Raw genomic sequence first — 21,353 nt, forward strand, 5'->3', positions numbered from 1 at the left:
TGCGGCCAGTCAGAGAACTTGAAAAAGCACTCCACTGGGGCAAGAGGGGACTAAGCGGCTTGGTCAACCACTAACTCGCCGTGGGTCAGCAGTTGCGTAATATCTAAAACGCTTATGGTCTGGCCGTTATCACGCACGACGCCGCGAATATAAGCATTGTCAGTAGCGTGAATGGCCGTGGGCACCGCCGTGACATCGCCAGGATGCACGTACAGCACATCGAACACCGCATCAACGATGATGCCGGCCACAATGTCATTCACCCGCACAATGACGGCTTGCTGTTGGCGCGTGCTAGCGGTGTCCAAATTGACGAACTGCCGAATATCAATCAGCGTCAAAATCTCACCGCGCAGATTCATATTGCCGACGATATGAGGGGGACAACAGGGCACCGGCGTCACCTGGGCAATTTGGGTAAATTCTTGAATCACTTCCAGGTTTAGGGCAAACCGCTCGCCTTGCAGACCCACAATGGCGAGGGCTGTGAGCCCCACCCAGCTCTCACTTTCGCTTTGGTTGATGAGCGCATCGGCCCGGTTTTGCAACACCGCTTGATCGGCGGCTGAAAACTGGGCTAAAAACTCGTTGCCCTCTATGTTCGCGTCTATCGGCTCAGGCCGAGCAGTTCCAGTGGCCATGGACGAGCCCTGCACAAGCGCTTCAGGATTAAGCAGGGTGATTAACTGAGAATCGTGCTTGGCTAATCCGGCTGTGACTGCATGTTCGGCATCAGTAGTGAGGTGACTCCCCACGTCGATCGCCAGTTCTGACTCGGCAATGAATTCGACGTTATCGACCTCATCGACGATGACGCCAACCGATCGCTCATGCAGCCTGATTAAGATGACGGAATGTTTGAGCGTATAGGGTTGTCGCGATCGCCCCAGTCGCTGCCGCAGGTCAATTACGGGAATGATGTGTCCCCGCAAATTGAGAATGCCCACCATTTCGGCAGTGGCTTCGGCAATGGGCGTCAGCGCCGGTAATAGAAACAGTTCTTGCACAACTGCGGCGGCAATGCCAAAGCGACTGCCGCTTAACCCAAAGATTAGGTAGGGTTGATATGCCATAAAGCCCACCTGCTGAAACAATGTCGCAAAATTAGCCCCAGCAGCGATCGCCATTATTGGCGATCAGTCAGTGATTAAGGACTAACTATACTTGCAGGCTTATCATTCCCTAAGCCAACAACAAGACGGAGAATCAACACAAAAGTCAATTTTCTTGCAAACAACTTTACTCAACAAGGACAGGAAATAAGTGAGCCTTTTAAAATACCTCCCGTCCAACCTTCGCGATCGTCAGGGCACAGCACTTGTCATCACATTTTCTTCCTGGTTGACATTCCATTATGCTTTCAATTTCAATTTATTTTGGCGGCGACTGAGAGGAAGCTAATTGGGCTGAACCAAATGCAAGTTTAGTTTCTAAATATTGTCGCCAATCACCCACAGTAGCTCCAGTTGTGGAGTCAACGATAGTCTTTTCAGGCAATAAATTCAGGGTTTTTAAGGCCAATTGCTCCATTTTGATCACCTGGTCAATGCGCCTTTCTTGCTGATAGAGACTAGCCAGATCTAGGTAGGCCTGAAACTCATAGTTATCAATATAAATAATGCGTCTCAAATGTTCTCTCGCCAGGTCTAAGTCGCCCTCTTCTTCCGCAATTTGAGCCAGTAAATAGTGCAACTCTAAGTTGAGCGGTTGCAGGCTCAGCGCCTGTTTGCAAGCGTCTTTGGCCTGAAGATGTTGGCCCATATTGGCATAGGCCCGCGCCAAGATCGCATGACCCTCAAAACGATGGGGCATCTGAGCACAAATTTGTTGGGCCTGGATAATCGCCTGAGCGTATAGTTTATTAAATAAACTTGTTTTGGCAGCCGCGATCGCGGCCTCTAGCGTTAGCCCAGAAATCGTCTCAGACGGGGACGCTGGCTGGGTCGCCACCGAAGAACGAGGAGCCTGGCTCGACGGAGGGTAGACTTTCTCAGCCCTCACGGTTTTTAACGAACATGACGAGGGCAGCGACGCAGCCTGCACCGACGCGGGCTCATTGCCGACAGCGGTCTGCCCTGGGGACAATCCCATCGACGTCACCGCCGCAGAGGGCACCGCCGACGGTCGTTGATACACCAACGATTCGGGAAAGACCTGCAGTTGGAACTGGCTCACATCTTGGCCGTACAGCTCCGTATGGCCCGTAATCAGGTAGCCCTCGCAGGCAAGACTATGGTGAAACTTCGCCAGGGTGCGGGCGATCGCCTGCTCGTCGAAGTAAATAAAGACGTTGCGGCAAAGAATGAGGTCGATGTCTTGCAGCAGGGCACTGGTTGCAACATCGTGCGCCTGCACCAAGTTGCTGTATTGAAAGGTCACCCGTTGGTGAAGATCTTCGCGAATGCGAAACAGTTGGCGCTGGGGTCGAAAATATTTTTGCTGCAGCGTCGGGTCCGTTTGGCGAAACGACCAGTTGCCATAGAGCCCCTGTTGCGCCGTGGTCAGAGCCTTCATGCTGATATCGGTGCCGATGAGCAACGTATCCCATGCCGCCCAGGCAAAATTCAACTCCGCCAGGGCGATCGCGATGGAATATAACTCCTCCCCGGTAGAACAGCCGGCACTCCAGATGCGCAAGCGGGGTCGTCCGTTGCCTCCCGTCGCTCGGTGTTGCTGCTGTTTACGCGCCAGCAACTCCGGCAAGAGCCGCTGGGCAATGAGTTGAAATTGGTTGCGATAGCGAAAAAAATAGCTCTCATTCACCGTGAGTTGCGTGAGTAAATAGTGCCACTCCGAAGACGACAAGACCGAGTTGCCCATCGGGTCAATGGTGGGCGATCGCCACGCCGGACTCGAGCGCTCACGCACCAGCAGGTCATAATAACCATCTAAATCGCGGCAACCACAGGCTTTCATCCGCTGACGCAGCACCTCAGCCAAATGCGGCAAATCTGTTTCCCGCATTCGCAGACCCACATTGGCCGTAATCAATCCGGCAATTCGTTGGAGGCTCAAACTCTCCATGACACGTTCCCTCACTGCCACTACGCAAACGCCGGCCCAATACTGGGGTCAGACAAAATCAAATGCCCTAAATTCACATGCCAGAGGTTCGTTTTCTTGAAATTTGCCCCGGCGAGCTGCGCATAATCCAAACACGCTTCGGCCAAATTCGCCCGAAACAAATTCGCATTTTCCAGATTGGCATAGCTCAAATCCGCCATGCGCAACACCGCCTCCCGCAAATCTGCCTCGGCTAAATTAGCGGCCTGCAACTTCGCTCGATATAAATTGGTGCCCACACAGCTCGCCCGACTGAGCTGGGCACTTTCCATCACCGCCCCCATCAAACTCGCCACACTTAAATTGGCCCCCGTCAAGTCAGCCCGGCTGAGATTGGAGTAATAAAAGGTCGAGCGCACCAAACTCGCCGCCGGCATAATGGCCTCGCGCATATCTACCTCGTACAGATTGGCCTCAGCCAGATCCGTCTCTTGCAGCAGCGCCTCGCGGAGATCTGCCCGATATAAATGGGCATATCGCAGATTGGCCTGAGTCAAATTAGCGGTGTACAGACTGGTTTTATAAAAGTCGGCATAGCTCAAGTTGGCCCCGGTCAGGTCAGCCATGCACATATCCGTACGGTACAGGCTGGCCCCAGTGAAATTGCACTGACCAAAGTGAGTGTCGCGCAAATTGGCTTCATAAAAATTGCCGCCGGAAAAGTCCCCCGTGCTCAGGTCTAGTTGACTTAAATCGGCTCCTTGCAAGTCTGGTTTAATCGCGGGATTTTCGGCCCGCCATTGGTTCCAGATGGCAACGCCTTGGTGAATCAAACTGATTTGAAATTCGCTAGCCATGGGGTAATGCTCCCTGCGATGCGCCACCGATCAACGTGGCTGACATACAGATGTTGTGACAACGTCAAGACCGCAGCAGACAAGGGCCGCGACTGAACACAGCACTTGACGAAAACGGCCATCCACCTTGGCTATGCAAGCTGTCGTGCCCTCTCAGAGATATCGGGGCGATCTGGAACTTGATCTTCCCAGACTGTTATCTAGCACTGACAACTTGCCGAATAGGCTGTGGCTCAAGGTCGCCCCTGGGGGCTATTCGTAGCATTCCCTGGGGGGCTGACCCCTCACAAAACTGTTACGTATCGACCTAAAAGGCAATATTTTTAAATCTGGGCGAATTTCGATCTGCGCAAAATTACGAGCATCATCCACCAGACGGGCCTGAGGCGTGAGTCGATGAACCAGAAAATTACCGGACTGTCAGGCATGGTCTCAAACGAGCGGATCGAGTCCTTTGCGGGCGTATTCGTAGCGCAGTTTGAGGCCCAAGGTGATCTGCTTCATGAGCCAGTAAGTCACTGTCAAGATCACAAACGTGACGAAGATGACCGCTACGGGACGTTTTGAGGTCAAGGTGTTGAGGGCGATCGCCATAATGCTGGTGGGGTCGAGCAAAATATCCCAACTATTGAGGCGAATAAACCGTCCGAGATAAATGCCCAAGGCACACAAGGCATGGAGCGATAATTCGGTGGGCCAAATCAGTGCCCCTAATCCTCGCTGTTTCAAAAAGTAATTGATATTCATCAGGGCAATGACATAGGCTTCAAAGCCCAGCAGCATGGCACACACATGCAGGGGAATCAGGGCCAGAGCAATCACCCACACCCGAATATCGCCGTACCCAGCGGCGCGGATGATATGCACCACGTCAGTCAAGATGTAGGGCGCATTGGGCAAAAAGGCGATAAAGACCGCGAGGCCCACCCCCCACCGCCCCATTTTTGACCGGGGGGTTTGTCGCGAGAGCCAGACGCTGACAGCGATCGCCACCAAAGCCACGATCGCCAACCACAACAACTGCCACATCACTTCTGGGTTGCCCGTTTGCACGGTGTGCCAGCTGCCAGCTAGTGACCGGCGAATTCTGGCTGAGCGGGCACTGATGCCGATCGCTCCCGCCAGCCCCGTCACGAGCCAAGCTGCCTGCAAGTATCTTGCCGGAATGGCCTGGGGACGAAACAGGTGAAAGCTCAGCAGCATCGGCACAAATGCGAGAAAAAGGTTCCAGATAATCCAGCCGCTGTAGACACTATTGAGGCCGTCATAAAGTTCAAATAGCAGCGATCGCATAGCCTGTCACATCAATACAAAATCAAAATATTTTTTCAGTCTAGTCAATGCCGACGGGCCATCGCCCACACTGCCGACCATTTCCGACCTGGGTCATCGCGTTGAGGCACAGTCTTTTCTAAGACATGGGGCATTGCGCGATCACGCTCAGCAAGGGGACGGTTCCCGGTAAGCAGCGATGAGCAGCATGGAATACGGCAGACACAAACCGATCGCCCCGTCCCCTTTAATCAGGGCATTCACATACTTGATGCACCACACTGGGTACCCTCACCCTAAATTCCTCGCCCATTTTGGGCGGGGGACTTTTCCGGCCCCCCTTCTCCCAGTTTTGGGAGAAGGGGCGAGGGGATGAGGGGGACTTGGGGCGCGAAGTATATGAACGCCTGAAACACGGCCATGTTCACAGCCGCTCTCAGTCTGTCTCCGGCGCAACACCTGCGCGATCGCGCTGATCCCTCGTTATGCTCAAGACGGACTTTCCCGGTAATTCCATGAGCAAGCAGCACCCCTCGGGCTCGGCAAATCGCAATGACGCCAACACCCTCCTATCGGTCACACTGCCGTTTATGCAATCCGAAATGACGGAGGAAGAAATTGACCTACTCGACTACAACTACGATTTGCCGGGCAGTTTACCGGGCACGCTCAACATTCCCGACGATGCGGCACCGACCGAGTTGGTGTTGATTAGCTATGACGCCAAGCATTCGGTGCAAAAAACACTGCATCAACCCGATGAATGCCTGCCCTATTTAGAACAAAAAATGGTGTGCTGGCTCGATGTCCGGGGCCTCGGCACCGAAGACGTGCTGCGCCAAGTGGGCGGTATTTTTAACCTGCATCCCTTGCTGTTAGAAGATGTGGTGAACGTGCCCCATCGCCCCAAGCTCGACTTATACGACGACCAGCTGCTCATGATTGTGCATATGGTGCGCCCTTCCAAACGGGGGCATGGCTTTATCGCTGAGCAAGTGGGCTTCATTTTGCAACACAACGTGCTGCTGACGATGCAAGAAGAGAGCCTATGGGATTGTTTTGATCCGGTGCGCGATCGCCTCAAGCGCAACTTGGGAATGCTGCGACAGCGGGGCGCGGGGTATCTGACCTACACCCTGCTGGATACGCTGGTGGATGGGTATTTCCCAGTTTTAGAGCAGTACGGCGAATACATCGAGGACCTGGAAGATGAGGTGGTGATGCGGCCGACTCGCCAAACCTTGCAAAAAATCCACGAGCTGCGCCGCGAATTGCTGATGCTGCGGCGTTACATTTGGCCCCAGCGCACCGTCATCAACAGTTTGATTCGCGACGGCAGCGATTTCCTCACTCAAGAAAACCGCATTTACCTGCAAGATGTGTACGACCACATCATCCAAATTTTGGACATTTTGGAGACCTACCGCGAAGTCTCGTCTAGCTTGATGGATGTTTATTTGTCGTCGGTGAGTAACCGGATGAATGACGTGATGAAGCTGCTCACAGTCATTTCCACGATTTTCATTCCCCTGACCTTTATCGCTGGGGTCTACGGTATGAATTTCAATCCAGCGGCCTCACCCCTCAACATGCCAGAACTTAACTGGTATTGGGGGTATCCGCTCTGTCTCGGCGTCATGGCCACGATCGCGCTCTCCCTTTTCACCTTCTTTTGGCGGCAGGGATGGTTTGCTAATTTTTCCGCGCCCCCGCCTGAGAGCGATCGCTAACCTCGGCAGTGGTAGGATTACGATGCTTTTGTCTGCATTTTTGGCTGTCCTTTCATTCCTCAACCCACACTATGGATCTCAAGTCGGTCATTCGAGAAATTCCTGACTTTCCGCAGCCGGGCATTACGTTTAAGGACATTACGACGCTATTGAGCAATCCGGACGCACTACGACACGCGATCGACTTGTTGGAAGCCGCATGCCGCGAATTACAGCCCGACTATGTCGTGGGAATTGAGTCGCGAGGCTTTATTTTTGGGATGCCGTTGGCCGATCGCCTCAACGTCGGCTTTGCCCCCGTGCGCAAACCGGGCAAGCTCCCTGGCCCGACGCACCGCGCGGAATACGAGTTGGAATATGGCTCCGATTGCCTCGAACTGCACCAAGACGCCTTTGCCCCTGGCAGTCGCGTCATGGTGGTAGACGACCTGATTGCCACCGGTGGCACCGCGATCGCCACCGCTGAACTGATTACCAAAACCGGTTGTGAACTCGCAGGCTTTGGCTTTGTCGTCGAGCTATCTGACCTGGGCGGGCGCAAAAAGTTACCCCAGGTACCCGTAATCAGTTTGGTGCAGTATTAACATAGAGGGCAATCTGCGTTTTTTGGCTGTATGACTCCGTCTCAACCGACCCGCCCCCAGCGATCGCCCGTCGAAGTTTGGTATCTCGCCCAACACTTCTTCACCAGCGAAACCAGTCTGTACATTTTTAAGCGGATTTTACAGGCGCTGCTAACGCTGTTTCTCGCCTCAATTTTCAGCTTTTTCATCATTCAGCTATCGCCCGGCGACTTTCTCGACCTCTATCGCCAAAATCCCCAAATTTCCCAAGAAACCATTGAACAACTGGAGCAGCAATTTGGGCTGGATCGCCCCGTGTGGGAGCAGTACTTTCGCTGGCTGTGGCAAGTGATCAGCAGCCTTAACTTTGGCACCAGCTTTGCCTATCAGCGTCCCGTCGCCGAAGTTCTGTGGGAGCGCATTCCCAACACTTTGCTGCTGTCGCTCTCGTCAATCATCGTCACCTGGGGCATCGCCATTCCGCTGGGCATTGTGGGCGCCGTCAAACAAAACCAACTGGTTGACCAGGTGCTGCGGGTGATTAGCTACATCGGTCAGGGCATTCCCACCATCATTACGGGCTTGTTGCTGCTGTTTTTTGCCCAAATCACCGCCCCGCTGTTTCCCATTGGGGGTATCACCAGCATCAACCATGAAGATCTCAACTGGTTTGGCAAGATTTTGGATGTGGCGTGGCATTTGGTGCTGCCCACCCTTGCCCTGAGCATCACCAGCTACGCCGGGTTGCAGCGCATCATGCGGGGGCAACTGCTGGATGTATTGCGACAAGACTACATTCGCACCGCTCGCGCCAAAGGCTTATCCGAAGACCGCGTGATCTACGTCCATGCCCTGCGCAACGCCATCAACCCAATGATCACGCTGTTGGGGTTTGAGTTTGCCAACATTCTCGCCGGTGCATTCATTACAGAAAACTACTTCAACTGGCCCGGACTGGGCCGCTTGATTTTGCAGGCCGTGCAAGCGCAGGATTTATATCTAGTGATGGCAAGTCTGATGATGGGGGCGGTGATTTTGATTATCGGCAACCTACTCGCCGATATCGCCCTCACCTTCGTCGATCCGCGCATCAAGCTTTCGGAAATGAGCTAGGCAAAAACGCGGGGTTGCCAGCGGTAATTTGCAGGCGGCTCTCTGTCTATAAGGGTTTCCCCACTGCCGGTCTACTCGCGGCAGTAATTTTTGCATCTCTTTATAATCAACCTGGTTACGCTTGCAAAACCTAGAAAGTACAGCACATGAAAAATCGTTTCTTCTCTTTGAAACTGATCGCCCTGGCGAGTGTTTGTGGCCTGGGGATGTCGACCTCTGGTTTCGCAAAATCAGCGATCGCTGCTGAACCGATTAACGTCAATACCAATCACGCGGCCACTCTCGCCCAAGCAACTGGCGATATTGTCGAGGTGGCTAGTGACAACCCCGATTTCAGCACTTTAGTCGAGGCCGTACAGGCCGCCGAATTAGTGTCAACCTTACAAGGCCCTGGCCCGTTCACCGTCTTTGCGCCGACCAATGACGCCTTTGATGAATTACCCGACGGCGTATTAGACGCTTTGCTCATGCCCGAAAACCAGGACCTGCTCGTAGACGTCTTGACTTATCACGTCGTGCCGGGCGAAGTCATGTCGGGCGACCTCAGCACGGGAGGCGTGGAAACCTTGAATGGCGGCGTGGCCGTTGCCGTCTCTCCGGAAGGGGTCGTGGTCAATAATGCCAGCGTGATCCAGGCCGATGTGCCCGCTAGCAATGGGGTGATTCATGCCATCAACCGAGTGCTGATTCCGGTGGGTTTGGTAGACGAGTTAGAAGCCCGCAGCGCTCAGCCCGTTCCGGGTCTCTGGTAATTGAGCTGATGACGCTGTTTCAAGGGTCGCGCAAATAACCCCGTGCATCGCCGTAGCAGCAAAACCCGGAGCTGAGGAAGCAGGGTTGGATCAAATCCTAGTTTTGTCGAGCAAGCATCTTGCCTGCTCCGGGACCGCCGAGACGGCGGTCCACACGATGATGAAATTCCCAGGCTGTGAACTCTTGGGCTCTCGGTACCTGACCTCGGATTGAGATCGCGTCACTGGTTATCCGGCTTGCCACACCTGGCCATGAGTTGGGTGTGGTGTTTTTTGGGAACTTGAGTTTCAGATTGCTATAGTTGCCGCTATAACTGGCTAGATGTCTGAGAGGAAGGACGATGGCTCAAATTGCGGCGCAACCCTATGACTACACGCTACCGACGGGCGATCGCCTGGCGCTCATCATCATTGACATGCAGCGGGATTTTCTGGAGCCGGGGGGCTTTGGCGAAGCCTTGGGCAACGACGTGACGCCGCTGCGGGAGATTGTCCCCACGGTGCAAACACTGCAGCAAGCGTTTCGCGATCGCGGCTGGCTGATTATTCAGACGGTCGAGGGCCACCATCCCGATTTGTCCGACTGTCCCCCAGCGAAGCGCGATCGCGGCAACAGTGAGCTGAAAATTGGTGACGTCGGCCCGATGGGACGCATTCTCGTCTTGGGCGAACCCGGCAACGGCATCATTCCCGAACTCACGCCCCAAGCGAATGAAACGGTCATTGCCAAACCGGGCAAAGGCGCTTTCTACGCTACCGCCCTCGCCACCACTCTGCAACGCCACGGCATTACCCACCTGCTCTTTACCGGCGTGACCACCGAGGTGTGTGTGCAAAGCACTATGCGCGAAGCGAACGATCGCGGCTACGAGTGCCTCCTGATCGAAGACGGCACCGCCAGCTATTTTCCCGAGTTCAAACAAGCGACCCTTGACATGGTGCGTGCCCAGGGCGGCATCGTCGGCTGGACGGCCACCGCTGAGCAGGTCTTAGCTGGATTGGCTCAACTCGCCGCCGAAACCACCGCCACTACGCTTCACCCGTAATCGACAGCGATTCCACCCAAATGCGGGGGCAAATGCCGCCGGGAGTAACTTCCGGCTCTGCTTCTACATGCACGATCGACTTCAGCAACTCGCGAAAATCGCCCGCCACCGTCGCCGAATCAATGCTGACCTTTTCACCTTTATTCACTAACCAGCCATCAAATGGCAGTGAAAACGAGCCTTGCAGAGCGTTGACCCCCGCATGTAAGGCTTGCACATCATCAATCCAGATGACATTTTCCGCCGTTTCGAGGCTCAGGTCTTGCCCCGAGGGCTGCCCCGCCATCACGTGATAAAAGTTGGCATCGACGCTGACCTTCGCGCCAATGCTGGCGTGGCCGGTCGGCTGGGCGCCCATGCGCTTCGCCGTGCCCGCACTGTGCAAAAAGTGGGTCAGCACGCCATTTTCAATAATGGGCAGACGGCGAGTGGGGGTGCCTTCACCATCAAAAGTGTCGGCGCTGACGTTTTCGGGATGCAGGGCATCATCCACCACCGTCAACAAGGGCACCGCCACCTGCGTGCCCAGCGACTCCGCCGTCGACAAACTGCGATTATCCAAAATGCTCTGGGCGTTGAACAGATTGGAGAAGGCACTCAACAGACTCAAAAAGGCTTCGGCTGAAAACACCACCGGGTACTTGCCCGAGTCAATCGAGCGATAGTCCAAATGACTGCGGGTTTTCTCCACCGTTTCCTGAATGCAGGCTTCGACATCAATTTGGGGGAGCCCGCGCTCGACTCGCATTGCCCCGGCCGATCGCGGCTTTTTCCCTTCTTGCTCGGTCTTACTGTATAGATATAGCGAGGCGTAGCTCCGCTCTTCGCGCCGCTGGGCCCCGGCACTGTTGAGATAAAAGCGATCGATCTGCCGCTGGGCAATGCCGTTGTAGGGCACCGACACAATGGCGGGATGGGCCTCTAAGACCGCCTTTTCTGCCTCCACCAAGGTCTTGATCAGATCTTGCACATCACTGGCGGGCACCGTTTCGTAGTCCACCTCGGCAACCGGAGCCGTCGCCTCGGGACTAAAGTCGGGAATGTGCTCTTTTGCGCCAAAGGTGCTGGCATCCGCCGCCGTTTGCAAGGCCAGGCTAATGCCGTTGGGGTCTACGTCTGTCGTGGTCGTCACCCCGACGAGGCCATCCTCATTCCACACTCGCACAATCACGCTGGCTCGCTGCGACGCCTTGACCTGCTTGGGCTCGCCCTGATCGACCTGCACACTGGTCTCATCCACCGTGGAACCGTACACGTCGTACTTGTGGATGCCCTGTTTTTGAGCACTTTCCTGGGCGTAGCTGGCGATTTCTTGAAGCGTTGGCATAGTGGTTTGCAAACCTGTTGAATGTCACACTTCCCTATTTTAAGAGGTGGGGCGATCGCTGGGGTCCGTCCAGCCCAGATGGGAGACAAAGCTTTGGGATGCCTATTTCCCTTCGATCAAGATGCTTTTGCAGGTCGCCCACCATCGCCGAAAATCTGTGAGTTGCAGGCAGTCAAATGCCCCTTTGTCTGCAAGAATGTATAGCTTGTGGGTTTCACTTGGTAAAAAGCAATGGGTCGAGCAGAAAGAGTTGTTTTAGCGTATTCCGGCGGTGTCGATACGACGGTGTGCATTCCGTATCTCAAGAATGAGTTTGGCGTTAAAGAAGTTATTACCCTCGCAGCCGATTTGGGACAGGGTGAAGATCTCGAACCGATCCGCCAAAAGGCGCTGAAAGCGGGTGCATCGGAATCGTTGGTGGTAGATGCCAAAGAAGCGTTAGTAAAGCATTACGCGATTCCTTCCATCAAGGCGAATGCGCTGTACGAAAATCGCTATCCCCTCTCGACGGCGCTGGCTCGCCCCCTCATTGCCAAGCTGCTGGTGGATGCGGCCCGGCAGTGTAATGCCGATGCTGTGGCCCACGGCTGTACGGGTAAGGGCAACGACCAGGTGCGGTTTGACGTGGCGATTGGCGGGTTGAATCCGGACCTAAAGGTATTGGCTCCGGCCCGCGAGTGGGGCATGAGCCGCCAAGAGGCGATCGCCTACGGGGAGCAATTTGGCCTTACCTTCCCCGTGAAAAAATCGTCGCCCTACAGCATTGACTACAACATCTTGGGCCGCAGCATTGAGGCCGGGCCGCTAGAAGATCCCTGGACGGAGCCGCTGGCGGACGTCTTTGCGATGACTAAGGGCATTGCGGAAACCCCTGACGAGCCTGAATACGTTGAAATCGGCTTTAACACGGGTGAACCCAGCAGCTTGAATGGCCAAGAAATGACGACCACCGCTTTGGTGGAAGCGCTGAATGCGATCGCGGGCAAGCATGGCTTTGGCCGCATTGACATGGTGGAAAATCGCTTGGTCGGCATCAAGTCGCGCGAAATCTACGAAGCACCCGCCTTGTTGCTGCTGATCGCCGCCCACCGCGATTTGGAAAGCTTGACCCTGACGGCTGATGTCACCCAGTACAAACGGGATGTGGAAGAAACCTACAGCCGCCTGGTGTATAACGGCCTGTGGTTTAGCCCCCTCAAGTCGGCGCTGGATGCCTTTATCAACTACACCCAGGAATACGTCACCGGCACCGTGCGCATCAAGCTGCACAAAGGCAACGCGATGATTGTCGGTCGTCAAGCTGAGAACGCCCTGTACAGCGAAGCATTAGCGACTTACGGCGCTGACGATACCTTCGACCACCGCGCGGCTGAGGGCTTTATCTACGTGTGGGGTCTGCCGACCCGCATTTGGTCGCAGCGCATGGGCAACGATTAGGCCCTGTCCATCAGTGGGCGACGGTTAAGGGGGGCGATCGCCCCCCGCAGTTTTTGAGGGTCGCAATCCGCAGCCAGGTGCCGAGAGCCTAAAAGTTCACAGCATGGGAATGTAATTTAAGTTTGGACAGCCGAGACGGCTGTCCCGACGCAGGCAAGATGCCTGTCTGACAAAACTAGGACTTTATAAAATCCTGCTTCCTCGTCCTCTCGTTCTTCTGCCAAAGAGATGAACAGATCAATATGTGCAGTGCTATAGGAATGAGGATGGAACCAGTTGGAACCGCCGAGACGGCTGTTCACCTCCGGCCACTGTGGTGAATTAGCACGAAATAGAGCTGCAAAACGCCTGATCGCTTAGCTACGTCCACAGCTTACAAATCTGTCATTTGATTTTGCAATTCGGCGCTGACGGCGGCCCCATTGGTGGATGCGCGATCGCTGCGCGTTTGTCCCGCCGTACACAACCGTTCTAAGACTTGCTCGGCCCCCATCAAGCGCTTGAGCACTACTTGCCCAATGGCTTTGGTCGCTTCGGTCGTGGGGCGGACTTCCACCATCAATACCGCATCTTCGACCTGATACAGCCACAACGTCTCGCCATTTTCGATAATGCTTAGCGGCATCTGTTGAATGTGGGGTTTGCGCTGCCAGGCAAATTCATCCCACAGCCCACCAAATTCCCAAATTCGTCCTGTCGTCCAGCCCTCAGAGAGGAAAAAATATTTCACGAACACACTCCGCCGATGCAGCAACGTAGAGATTATCTAACGATTATCGGATCTGCGATCGCTTAATTCCTAAATACACCGATTTTCTCCCAATGACGATGGCTCTCGCCGTCCCGCGCTGTAGGATACGCGGCTCATATCGGGACGGATGAGTAACCTCTCCCCCCAAATCTGAAATCACCGAGATAGGATACAAAACCCCAGAGAGTGAGCCCAGTTCAAGTAACGGTTGGAGACAGGAAGAAAGCAGCCACCAACTATTTTTCTGGGTTGGGTCGAAAATGCGGCGAATCAGAAAAGATTCCGCTGCGGCTGCCCAATAGATAGGTGTAGACATAGGTCAACTCACACCCGAGAAAGAAGACTTGGCAGCTCAAAAAAATCCACAGCAGCAAAATCATGACGCTGCCCACCGCCCCATAGGCCAAAAACTGTTCGCCAAATCGCACAATGCTGTTACTGGCCAAATGCTGAAGCAGCATGAACAGCCCTGATGTCGCAAGGCTCCCTAAAAACACGTCACCCCAGCAGATGCGCGTATTCGGCAACACCTTAAACAACAGCATAATGATGGCCGAAATACCCAAATAAGAGGTGCTAGTTTGCAATGCCTTCAGCACTAACAAATCGTCAATCTGAAAGATACCGACAGCATTTTCTAAATTTTGAACCACCTCGATAATCACTTCGATCGCAATCTTGGTCACCAGGGACATAAAAATCAAGGCCGAGGTGCTCAACACCAACATGAAACCGAGAAAACGGTTTCGCATAAAGTTTTTAGCGGCCGATTTCACCCCGGTTTGGTGTTTCTTTTCCAAATCCACCTGCCAGATCTTGTTCATCGATCTCGTTAGCGCCCCAAAGACGCCACTGGCGGTGAAACACAAAATCAGAATACTGATGATTCCAGCCTCTAAGCTGTTGCGATTGAGCTGACTCAGGGTGTTATCGACCAAAGAGTAAGCTTCGGGTGGCAGGCTACTCCGCGCAAACAACAACACTTGCTCAGCAGCGCCACTCTCAGGACCAATAAAGGAACCGACAATACTCAAGACGATGAGCACAGTCGGAAATAGCGAAAATAAGGCGTAATAGGACAGCGCTGCGCCCATTTCCAGGCAATCGTCCCGCTGCCACTTCAGCGCGGTTTGAACGACGAGTACGACTGGCTTAGAGCGAAATAGCTGGATCCCAGGTAACTTATGCAAACTTTTCAACACCAGTTCAAAGCGTTTGAGAGATTTACTGGCCCAAATATTCCCCATACTCTCCTAATCGTTCTCTTGAGACGGGCTCTCATCAGGATTTTGTCATTTTAGACACTGAACTTTGAAAGTTCAATCGACTGCCACTGCGGGTTCCCGCCGATGATTAGTCCGGTTCAGGCTGATTGGCGATTGACCGACACCTCTCCATATTATGAACGCAAGAATGGTCGGGCTCGCCTCAGAAAAACTGATTGAAGTCATGTGATTGATCCAGACTGCCCCTTGATCTGGTGGCGGCAAGCAGGGCTAGCCACTACATTTGGGTTAAGTTTAGTAAAGACAGTAGATCGTCGCCCGATCTTTGCGTTATTACAATGGCGCATTCCCAGGATTTAATTGGGGGGAGGTCGTTCAATGGCTAGTTTTCAACGAATAGTGCCACTGGTCTGTGTCAGCGGGTTAATGGCTGGGGGCGGCGGATTAAATGCTGGGGCCGCGATCGCGTTAGAGACGACCCACCATCCCGCGCCACAGTCGGCAGCGACCGCCGAGGCGATCGCCCAAGTGCCCAATGAGCCAGCGGGATACACCATTTTGCATGTGAGTGCCACTGCAGGGGATGATGCCATCGGTGATGGGAGTCAACTGCGCCCTTATCGCACCATTACCCATGCCCTGGACTTGGCGGAAGCCAACACGCTGATTTTGCTGGCGCGGGGCACCTACAGCACCGCCAGCGGTGAGACCTTTCCCCTGCAGATGAAGCCCGGTGTCACGATTCAAGGCATGGCAGGGCCAAATTTAGCCGACGTCGCGATCGCGGGCGGTGGCAACTATTACAGCCGCACTGCTGGCATGCAAAACGTCGCGATTTTAGGGGCGGACAATGCGGGGCTGGCAAACGTGTCGGTCTCGAATCCGCATTCTGAAGGTACGGGACTGTGGGTGGAATCCGGCAGTCCGATTGTGTTGGACAATGCCTTTGTGCAAAATGGTGCGACGGGCGTCTACGTCGTGGGGGCAGGCGCGCCAGTGATTCGCGGCAATTATTTTGCGGCCAACGGCAAGACCGGACTGGTCATTGCCGGGGCATCGACCGCCCAGGTCGAAGCCAACGTGTTTGAAAATACGGGCACCGGCATTCTGGTGGCCCCCGAGTCGGCCCCCGAAATTATCAACAACCAGATTTCAGGCAATTTGGACGGGCTGATTATGCACGCCGATGCGCGGCCCCAACTGCGAGGCAACCAAATTGCCCGCAACCGCCGCAACAGCATTGTGGACTACGCGACCTGGACAACCGTACCCAATGGTCGCTCACCCGGGGCCACCCAACCGCCGCCCCCCACAGCGACCACAGCGGCGATGCCCAACCGGGCGATCTCCCCTCCACCCTCAGCAGCGATCGCGGCTGCACCGACTGAAACCGCTATCCCGGCTCCATCCGTGTCAGGCTCTACAGCGGTAGCGACGCCGTCGGCACAGCCTGCCACCGCTACCTCGACCGCCGCCGTGCCGCCTGCTACCCCAGCAGCACCATCCTCTGAAAGTTCATCCGAGCCAGTAGCCGATGCCCCAGAGCTGCCACCCTCTGAGGGGGAAGTTACGGTCGAGACAGCCGCCGTCGTCAATGCAGCGGTCGAAACGGGGCCAGAGCTTGAGGCCATGCCGGAGGCCGAGGTGGAGCCAGAATTCGCGGCTTTACCCGTGACTGAAGATAGCTTTAGTGATTTATCGGAAGCCGCCTTGGGCGATCGCCTCAGCCGGGAAATTGACGCCACCACTGAGGCACTTAACGCGGTGGAGATTAGCGTGGTGCCCGCGATCGCAGCAACCGTAGCCCTGGGCACTGTGGATTTGCTGCCGCTGCGGGATGCAGCCCAAACGCTATCGACAGAGTTGGAGACGGCAGCATCAGACTCGGCAGCGGGTGAAACCGAATCCACTGAGACTGAACTGCTGGCACCACTACCGGTCCCAGGCGAAGAGGTCGATGACTCGACCTCAACCACCCTCCCCAGCGCAGATATTTCAGTCGGTGAGCCAACCACCACTGACGTGATTGAGATTGCGGTAATTCCGCCACCGGAGACATCGCTCAAGCCGCTCAATGCTCCCCCGGCCCGGGGCAGCGGCCTATCCCAAAACCTCGCCTACGCCTTGGAAACCGGCGAACACTTGCCCGCAGTGCCAGCGGTGCCCAATGCCGCTGCGACCCCAGCCACTCCCGCTCCGAATAGCCAGCGGTTGGCAGTACCCAACCGGGATATTCCCGTGGGATCGGGCGGCAGTCTGTCAGAGGGGTTCACTGCTGGGGCGGCGGCCGGTTTGCCCGCCGATGGTCCCCCGCCACCGCCGTCTTTGGCGACTTCACTAGGGTTGAATTACAAGGTTTTGGTTGCGGCGACTGATGAGGCCACTCAAGCTGCAGTGCGATCGCAAGTACCCGACGCCTTTCGGACTCAGCTGAATGGGCAGGCTTTCATTCAGGCTGGTGCCTACCCCACCAGAGCCGAGGCACAGGCCATGCTGAACCGCTTGCAGCAAGCTGGCTTGCCCGCGCAAATCCAGGAAGTTCGCTAACGACCTGAGCCGTTTCTTAGGGGACACGAAAGCCGTGCTTAGGGCGACTAGAGGATTGGTTCAGCCTGGTGTGATTCTGATGCCCTTCTGTGTAGAGGGACTGCCTGCGGTTGAGTCGTTTCAGTGGTGCCAGTTGACTAAACGGGAGCCCATAGCCCCAAGTTCTCTCAGCAATTATTGCTAGGAAAGCGCTAAATATAGGGCTAAGGCGTTAGAATTATTTTGGATTTCCCACATTTAGCGCCACGCTGGAATAGTCACCTGCAGCTAGGCCATTGCTGGCCAGTGGGAAACCACTCAATACCGCTTCAGCGCGATCGCTCAATCCATCGCTCAACACCATGCCTAGCACGACTCTGTTGCCCGCTCCACCCCAAGCCATCCCTGCTATTGAGGTCTCCGGACTCCCTATTGAGGTGGGCTTGTTGCCCGATGGCACCCCCTTTATGTCGGGACGAGAACTGGCGCGGGCCTGTGGGATTTCGAACAGTACGCTGGTGGGGTGGGGCGAAGCCACCCCGCAGGTGGGCGATCGCTACCGAGCGGGCAAACTAGCCAACCTGCTTGCCACTTACAACTATCAGGGCGAACGCCTCTTCCTGCGGATTCCCGACGGCACTCAGTTTGGCGGACGGGCCAACGTCTCAGCCTATCCCTATCAGGTGTGTCTGGCCTTTTTGGACTATTACGCCTTTGAAGCGAACAAAGAAGCCGCCCGCAACAGTCTGCGCCTACTGAGTGAAAAGCAACTGCCACAGTTCATCTGCGAGGTCGTGCAGACGCCACCCGCACTGGCCGAACCGCCTCAGCCCATCCAACCCAAATACGATCCATTTCGCCAGCGGCCCCTACGCGATGGTATACCCGTGGGATATTTCAGCGTGGGGCAGCTGCTGGCATCGGAGCAGCCGCGATCGCTCCCCCTGACGGAACTACGTACTGCTCTCCTGATCAACATTGATAAAGCCTGGAACCGCTACTGGAATATTCAGTGCCTCAGCCGGGAGTATGGCGATCGCTTCGCCATGCCCCAGCGCTCCTTAAACGATTGGGCCAGACCACGACAGTATGTGTATCCCAAGGCGGCATTGGTGGCTTTTCAAGATTGGCTCGCGCTGCACTACCTGCCAGAACGGTATCCGTCTTATTTGCAACGCAAGCGCCAGCAGTTGGCCTCACCGTTTACCCACCTCAAGTTGCTGCCGCAAGCTAGTTAGGCTTCAGTCGTGCCTGGCCATTGCAACAGGCGTGGCAGTTGGGCCAAATCCAGCAGATAATTGCTGCCCCACACCACCATTTCGCTGATAAAAAAGAGCGCTAGCCAAGACTCAGAGGATTGAGCTGTCGTCAGGGTCAGCCCTTCCCACAACTGCCAAAGTCGATAGGGGACGTACAGATAGGGCACCATCACCCAGGCAATTGACTGAAATTGCCGCAGCGTTAAGACTTCGATCATCACTTGCAGCGCCAGCAGCACAAAATACGCTAAGAGCACTTGCTTTAACAGTGGAATGCCCTGCCAAAAGCCGCAAATCATCGCAATCAGCGGCGGCACGCTGCCCCAAAACTGCACCACGCCAAACCAGACTTGGAACCATGCGGGCAGTGGCTTGGGCAACTCGTAGGGCTGAGCATTGCGCCAGCTCCATCCCCCCCCAACGAGAAACAGAGTTGAGAGTAGAAAAAACGTGCCGTTTTCAATTAGCAGGCGTTGAGCGAGAGTCATGGCGCGATCGCAATTATCAGTGACCTTTCACAGGGTACTCAGTGCGTGTCCTTCACAAAATCATCGATCGACGGAGATTTGGCCCACCCCTTAGAGCTATCCACTGGATATAAGTCGGGGAAAGCCATGAATAGCGAAACTTCCGGCAGTAGCTTACCAGGCATTGTCAGACGAAGATACGGGCTTTATTGAGGGGGGCGACTGGGGGCAATTTCGCTTTGCCCCCAGACCCCCAGCTTCGCGCGTCCTACGACGAACTGCCGTCCTGGACCTCGCAGATCAGTTTGTCTGTGGGAGCTTAGGCCAGCCTTTGACCTAGGTCGAACCAGTCCACGCAGTTTCCGAGCGTTACAAACTGGTTGTGAAACGATTGCTTGCCTAGCCATCGAGCGATTTTCGTGTAATGGATAGCCCCTTAGAGCTAATCTTGTAGGGGTTTAGAAACAGCTGCAGCGCCCTGTTTGACAAAGAAGAAACGTTCAATGGCAGTGGCCAATACGTTGACACCTGGCAAGNNGCTAATCTTGTAGGGGTTTAGAAACAGCTGCAGCGCCCTGTTTGACAAAGAAGAAACGTTCAATGGCAGTGGCCAATACGTTGACACCTGGCAAGGGCTGCTTCTTAGACGGGGCAAAGCCGACCAACCTGGTTAATGCCAGAGTTGCCTGACGCAGCGAGGCAACCGGTTTACCTGACAGTTGCTGCAACAACGTCAGTTCATCTGGCTCAAACAGTGTCTCAGCGGGTTGTTCTGGGTCCTGGCGCAAGGCATAGGTGAGCCCCAACAATTGCCAAGCGACCACAGAATAGAAGCTTAAGGCATTGGTCAAGGTATGGACATCGTCAAACTGTAGCTTCTCAACATCCAGTGCCCCTGACTTGAGGGTGAAATGCAGGCGCTCAATGCGCCAGCGCAAGGCATAGAAGCGAACAATGCGTTGCACCTCGTCGGCCTGTGTAATCGGTAAACTGGTGAGCAGAAACCAAGACAGGGAGTTGTCGGTCTCGAAGCAGTCCGCTTGAGATTTGACATCGCAACAAGCGACTTCAGTCGCCACCACTAGCGAGAGGGCTTGCGTCTTGTGGCGCGCTGAGCTCAGAGTCTGGTTGGGATGGATATGAACGATGGCGGCTTGCAGGTGTAGCGTCAGCTCGACCGTGCGGCGCTTACCGTCATACAGACGCTCAATTTGGACTGACTCATTCCCATAGTCGTCGAGGTGGGCGCAGACTGTCGGCAATGGGCAGACGACCCCAGCGGTGACGACTTCGACCCGACGCGGTTGAAACACCCGCACCAGCAAGTCGACATTCGACTCGCACTCTGCCTTAAAGAAGTCGAAGATGTCGCTCTCGCGGTCACCCGTGACCACCCAGCGTTTGTCGCTGCCCTGCGCTTGCTGGTTGACCGCAGCTAGACCGTTGAACCACTTCTGAGACTCTTTCTGCGACGTGGGCCAGTCCATCGCACCGCCTCGCGTCCAGTACTGTTGGTCGACGATACCCAGCGGCAGCCCGCCTTCATCCATAAGCAACACGTTATGCTGCATCAGCCCCCGTACCTGGCCCTGAATTACACCGAGTCCCGACATCTGCGCCTGCCCTGAGTAGTTGTAGTACGTCGTGTCTTGGGCCGCTATCAGATACTCGCTCTCACTGGCTTGCGCCCGCGCTCGCGTCGCTGCGACGTGACCTGACAACATCGTTGAACTGTTCATCTCGTCTTTCGCAAACAACCCGGCCACAGTTTGCCGGAAGCTATTGCCCATGCAGCTAGAAAAGGACAGGCTCGGTTGCTCACAGGCCAGTTCATAAGCTCTGTTTAGGCTTTTTTTACCTGCGGGCGGAAGGCACTCAATTGGCTAAATTCTGACATTTGGAGGCGCTGACACTCACTCAACTTTTAACGTCAACTTAGTCTATACAATCACCGCTAGCTTCTGCTAAACGAGGTGTCTGCGATTCTCTGATAGGCTCGTACAAAACCCCTACAGGATTAGCCC

At 55.0% G+C, this 21,353-nt stretch carries 17 protein-coding genes; 8 read left to right on the forward strand and 9 right to left on the reverse strand.

Annotated elements, in window-relative coordinates; translation table 11 throughout:
• Nucleotides 1–50: 50 nt before the first annotated feature.
• The 4 genes from DYY88_RS00490 to DYY88_RS00505 form a co-directional block, all read right to left on the reverse strand.
• Nucleotides 51–1,073: a chemotaxis protein CheW gene (locus DYY88_RS00490; protein ID WP_039725018.1), complete on the reverse strand. Its 1,023-nt coding sequence runs from the start codon at nucleotides 1,071–1,073 to the stop codon at nucleotides 51–53.
• Nucleotides 1,074–1,371: 298 nt separating this feature from the next.
• Entirely contained in the window at nucleotides 1,372–3,024 is a 1,653-nt protein-coding gene (locus DYY88_RS00495; RefSeq protein WP_052288154.1) for a CheR family methyltransferase, read from the reverse strand.
• 20 nt (nucleotides 3,025–3,044) lie between these two features.
• Complete coding sequence (locus DYY88_RS00500; protein WP_039724773.1) at nucleotides 3,045–3,860, reverse strand: pentapeptide repeat-containing protein; 816 nt, start codon at nucleotides 3,858–3,860, stop codon at nucleotides 3,045–3,047.
• A 432-nt stretch (nucleotides 3,861–4,292) separates the two neighbouring features.
• A complete protein-coding gene (locus tag DYY88_RS00505; RefSeq protein ID WP_039724772.1) occupies nucleotides 4,293–5,153 on the reverse strand; it encodes a DUF1361 domain-containing protein in 861 nt (286 codons plus the stop codon).
• 494 nt (nucleotides 5,154–5,647) lie between these two features.
• Between DYY88_RS00505 and corA the strand changes: the two genes are divergently transcribed.
• From corA to DYY88_RS00530, 5 genes are all read left to right on the forward strand, one after another.
• Nucleotides 5,648–6,862 (forward strand): magnesium/cobalt transporter CorA, encoded by a 1,215-nt coding sequence (gene corA / locus DYY88_RS00510; protein ID WP_242517555.1) that lies wholly within the window; start codon nucleotides 5,648–5,650, stop codon nucleotides 6,860–6,862.
• 71 nt (nucleotides 6,863–6,933) lie between these two features.
• Entirely contained in the window at nucleotides 6,934–7,446 is a 513-nt protein-coding gene (locus DYY88_RS00515) for an adenine phosphoribosyltransferase (RefSeq protein ID WP_039724771.1), read from the forward strand.
• 30 nt (nucleotides 7,447–7,476) lie between these two features.
• On the forward strand, nucleotides 7,477–8,538 hold the full coding sequence (locus DYY88_RS00520) for an ABC transporter permease (RefSeq protein ID WP_039724769.1): 1,062 nt from the start codon (nucleotides 7,477–7,479) through the stop codon (nucleotides 8,536–8,538).
• 146 nt (nucleotides 8,539–8,684) lie between these two features.
• Complete coding sequence (locus tag DYY88_RS00525) at nucleotides 8,685–9,290, forward strand: fasciclin domain-containing protein (RefSeq protein ID WP_039724768.1); 606 nt, start codon at nucleotides 8,685–8,687, stop codon at nucleotides 9,288–9,290.
• 341 nt (nucleotides 9,291–9,631) lie between these two features.
• The gene (locus DYY88_RS00530) at nucleotides 9,632–10,336 is read left to right on the forward strand and encodes a cysteine hydrolase family protein (protein WP_044150248.1); all 705 of its coding nucleotides are present in this window, start codon (nucleotides 9,632–9,634) and stop codon (nucleotides 10,334–10,336) included.
• Here DYY88_RS00530 and DYY88_RS00535 read toward each other — a convergent pair.
• On the reverse strand, nucleotides 10,320–11,663 hold the full coding sequence (locus tag DYY88_RS00535; RefSeq protein ID WP_039724767.1) for a TldD/PmbA family protein: 1,344 nt from the start codon (nucleotides 11,661–11,663) through the stop codon (nucleotides 10,320–10,322). The two genes, DYY88_RS00530 and DYY88_RS00535, sit on opposite strands and share 17 nt — an antisense overlap.
• A 231-nt stretch (nucleotides 11,664–11,894) precedes the next feature.
• Here DYY88_RS00535 and DYY88_RS00540 point away from each other — a divergent pair, with 231 nt between their 5' ends.
• Nucleotides 11,895–13,100: an argininosuccinate synthase gene (locus tag DYY88_RS00540; RefSeq protein WP_039724766.1), complete on the forward strand. Its 1,206-nt coding sequence runs from the start codon at nucleotides 11,895–11,897 to the stop codon at nucleotides 13,098–13,100.
• Between the two features lie 373 nt (nucleotides 13,101–13,473).
• Here the strand turns inward: DYY88_RS00540 and DYY88_RS00545 are convergent, their stop codons facing one another.
• Both DYY88_RS00545 and DYY88_RS00550 read right to left on the reverse strand, forming a co-directional pair.
• The gene (locus DYY88_RS00545; RefSeq protein ID WP_039725014.1) at nucleotides 13,474–13,830 is read right to left on the reverse strand and encodes a hypothetical protein; all 357 of its coding nucleotides are present in this window, start codon (nucleotides 13,828–13,830) and stop codon (nucleotides 13,474–13,476) included.
• Nucleotides 13,831–14,087: 257 nt separating this feature from the next.
• A complete protein-coding gene (locus DYY88_RS00550; RefSeq protein ID WP_052288153.1) occupies nucleotides 14,088–15,098 on the reverse strand; it encodes a YihY/virulence factor BrkB family protein in 1,011 nt (336 codons plus the stop codon).
• Between the two features lie 357 nt (nucleotides 15,099–15,455).
• Between DYY88_RS00550 and DYY88_RS00555 the strand changes: the two genes are divergently transcribed.
• Entirely contained in the window at nucleotides 15,456–17,624 is a 2,169-nt protein-coding gene (locus DYY88_RS00555) for a DUF1565 domain-containing protein (protein ID WP_084606904.1), read from the forward strand.
• Between the two features lie 341 nt (nucleotides 17,625–17,965).
• Nucleotides 17,966–18,841 (forward strand): BstA C-terminal domain-containing protein, encoded by an 876-nt coding sequence (locus DYY88_RS00560; protein ID WP_039724765.1) that lies wholly within the window; start codon nucleotides 17,966–17,968, stop codon nucleotides 18,839–18,841.
• Here the strand turns inward: DYY88_RS00560 and DYY88_RS00565 are convergent.
• On the reverse strand, nucleotides 18,838–19,350 hold the full coding sequence (locus tag DYY88_RS00565) for a hypothetical protein (protein ID WP_039724764.1): 513 nt from the start codon (nucleotides 19,348–19,350) through the stop codon (nucleotides 18,838–18,840). The genes DYY88_RS00560 and DYY88_RS00565 overlap by 4 nt on opposite strands.
• Nucleotides 19,351–19,868: 518 nt before the next feature.
• Nucleotides 19,869–21,119 carry an IS4 family transposase gene (locus tag DYY88_RS00570; protein ID WP_052288151.1) on the reverse strand — a complete coding sequence of 417 codons (1,251 nt, stop codon included), beginning with the start codon at nucleotides 21,117–21,119 and terminating at the stop codon, nucleotides 19,869–19,871.
• Nucleotides 21,120–21,353 lie beyond the last annotated feature (234 nt).

The sequence above is a fragment of the Leptolyngbya iicbica LK genome (assembly GCF_004212215.1).
Classification (GTDB): domain Bacteria; phylum Cyanobacteriota; class Cyanobacteriia; order Phormidesmidales; family Phormidesmidaceae; genus Halomicronema; species Halomicronema iicbica.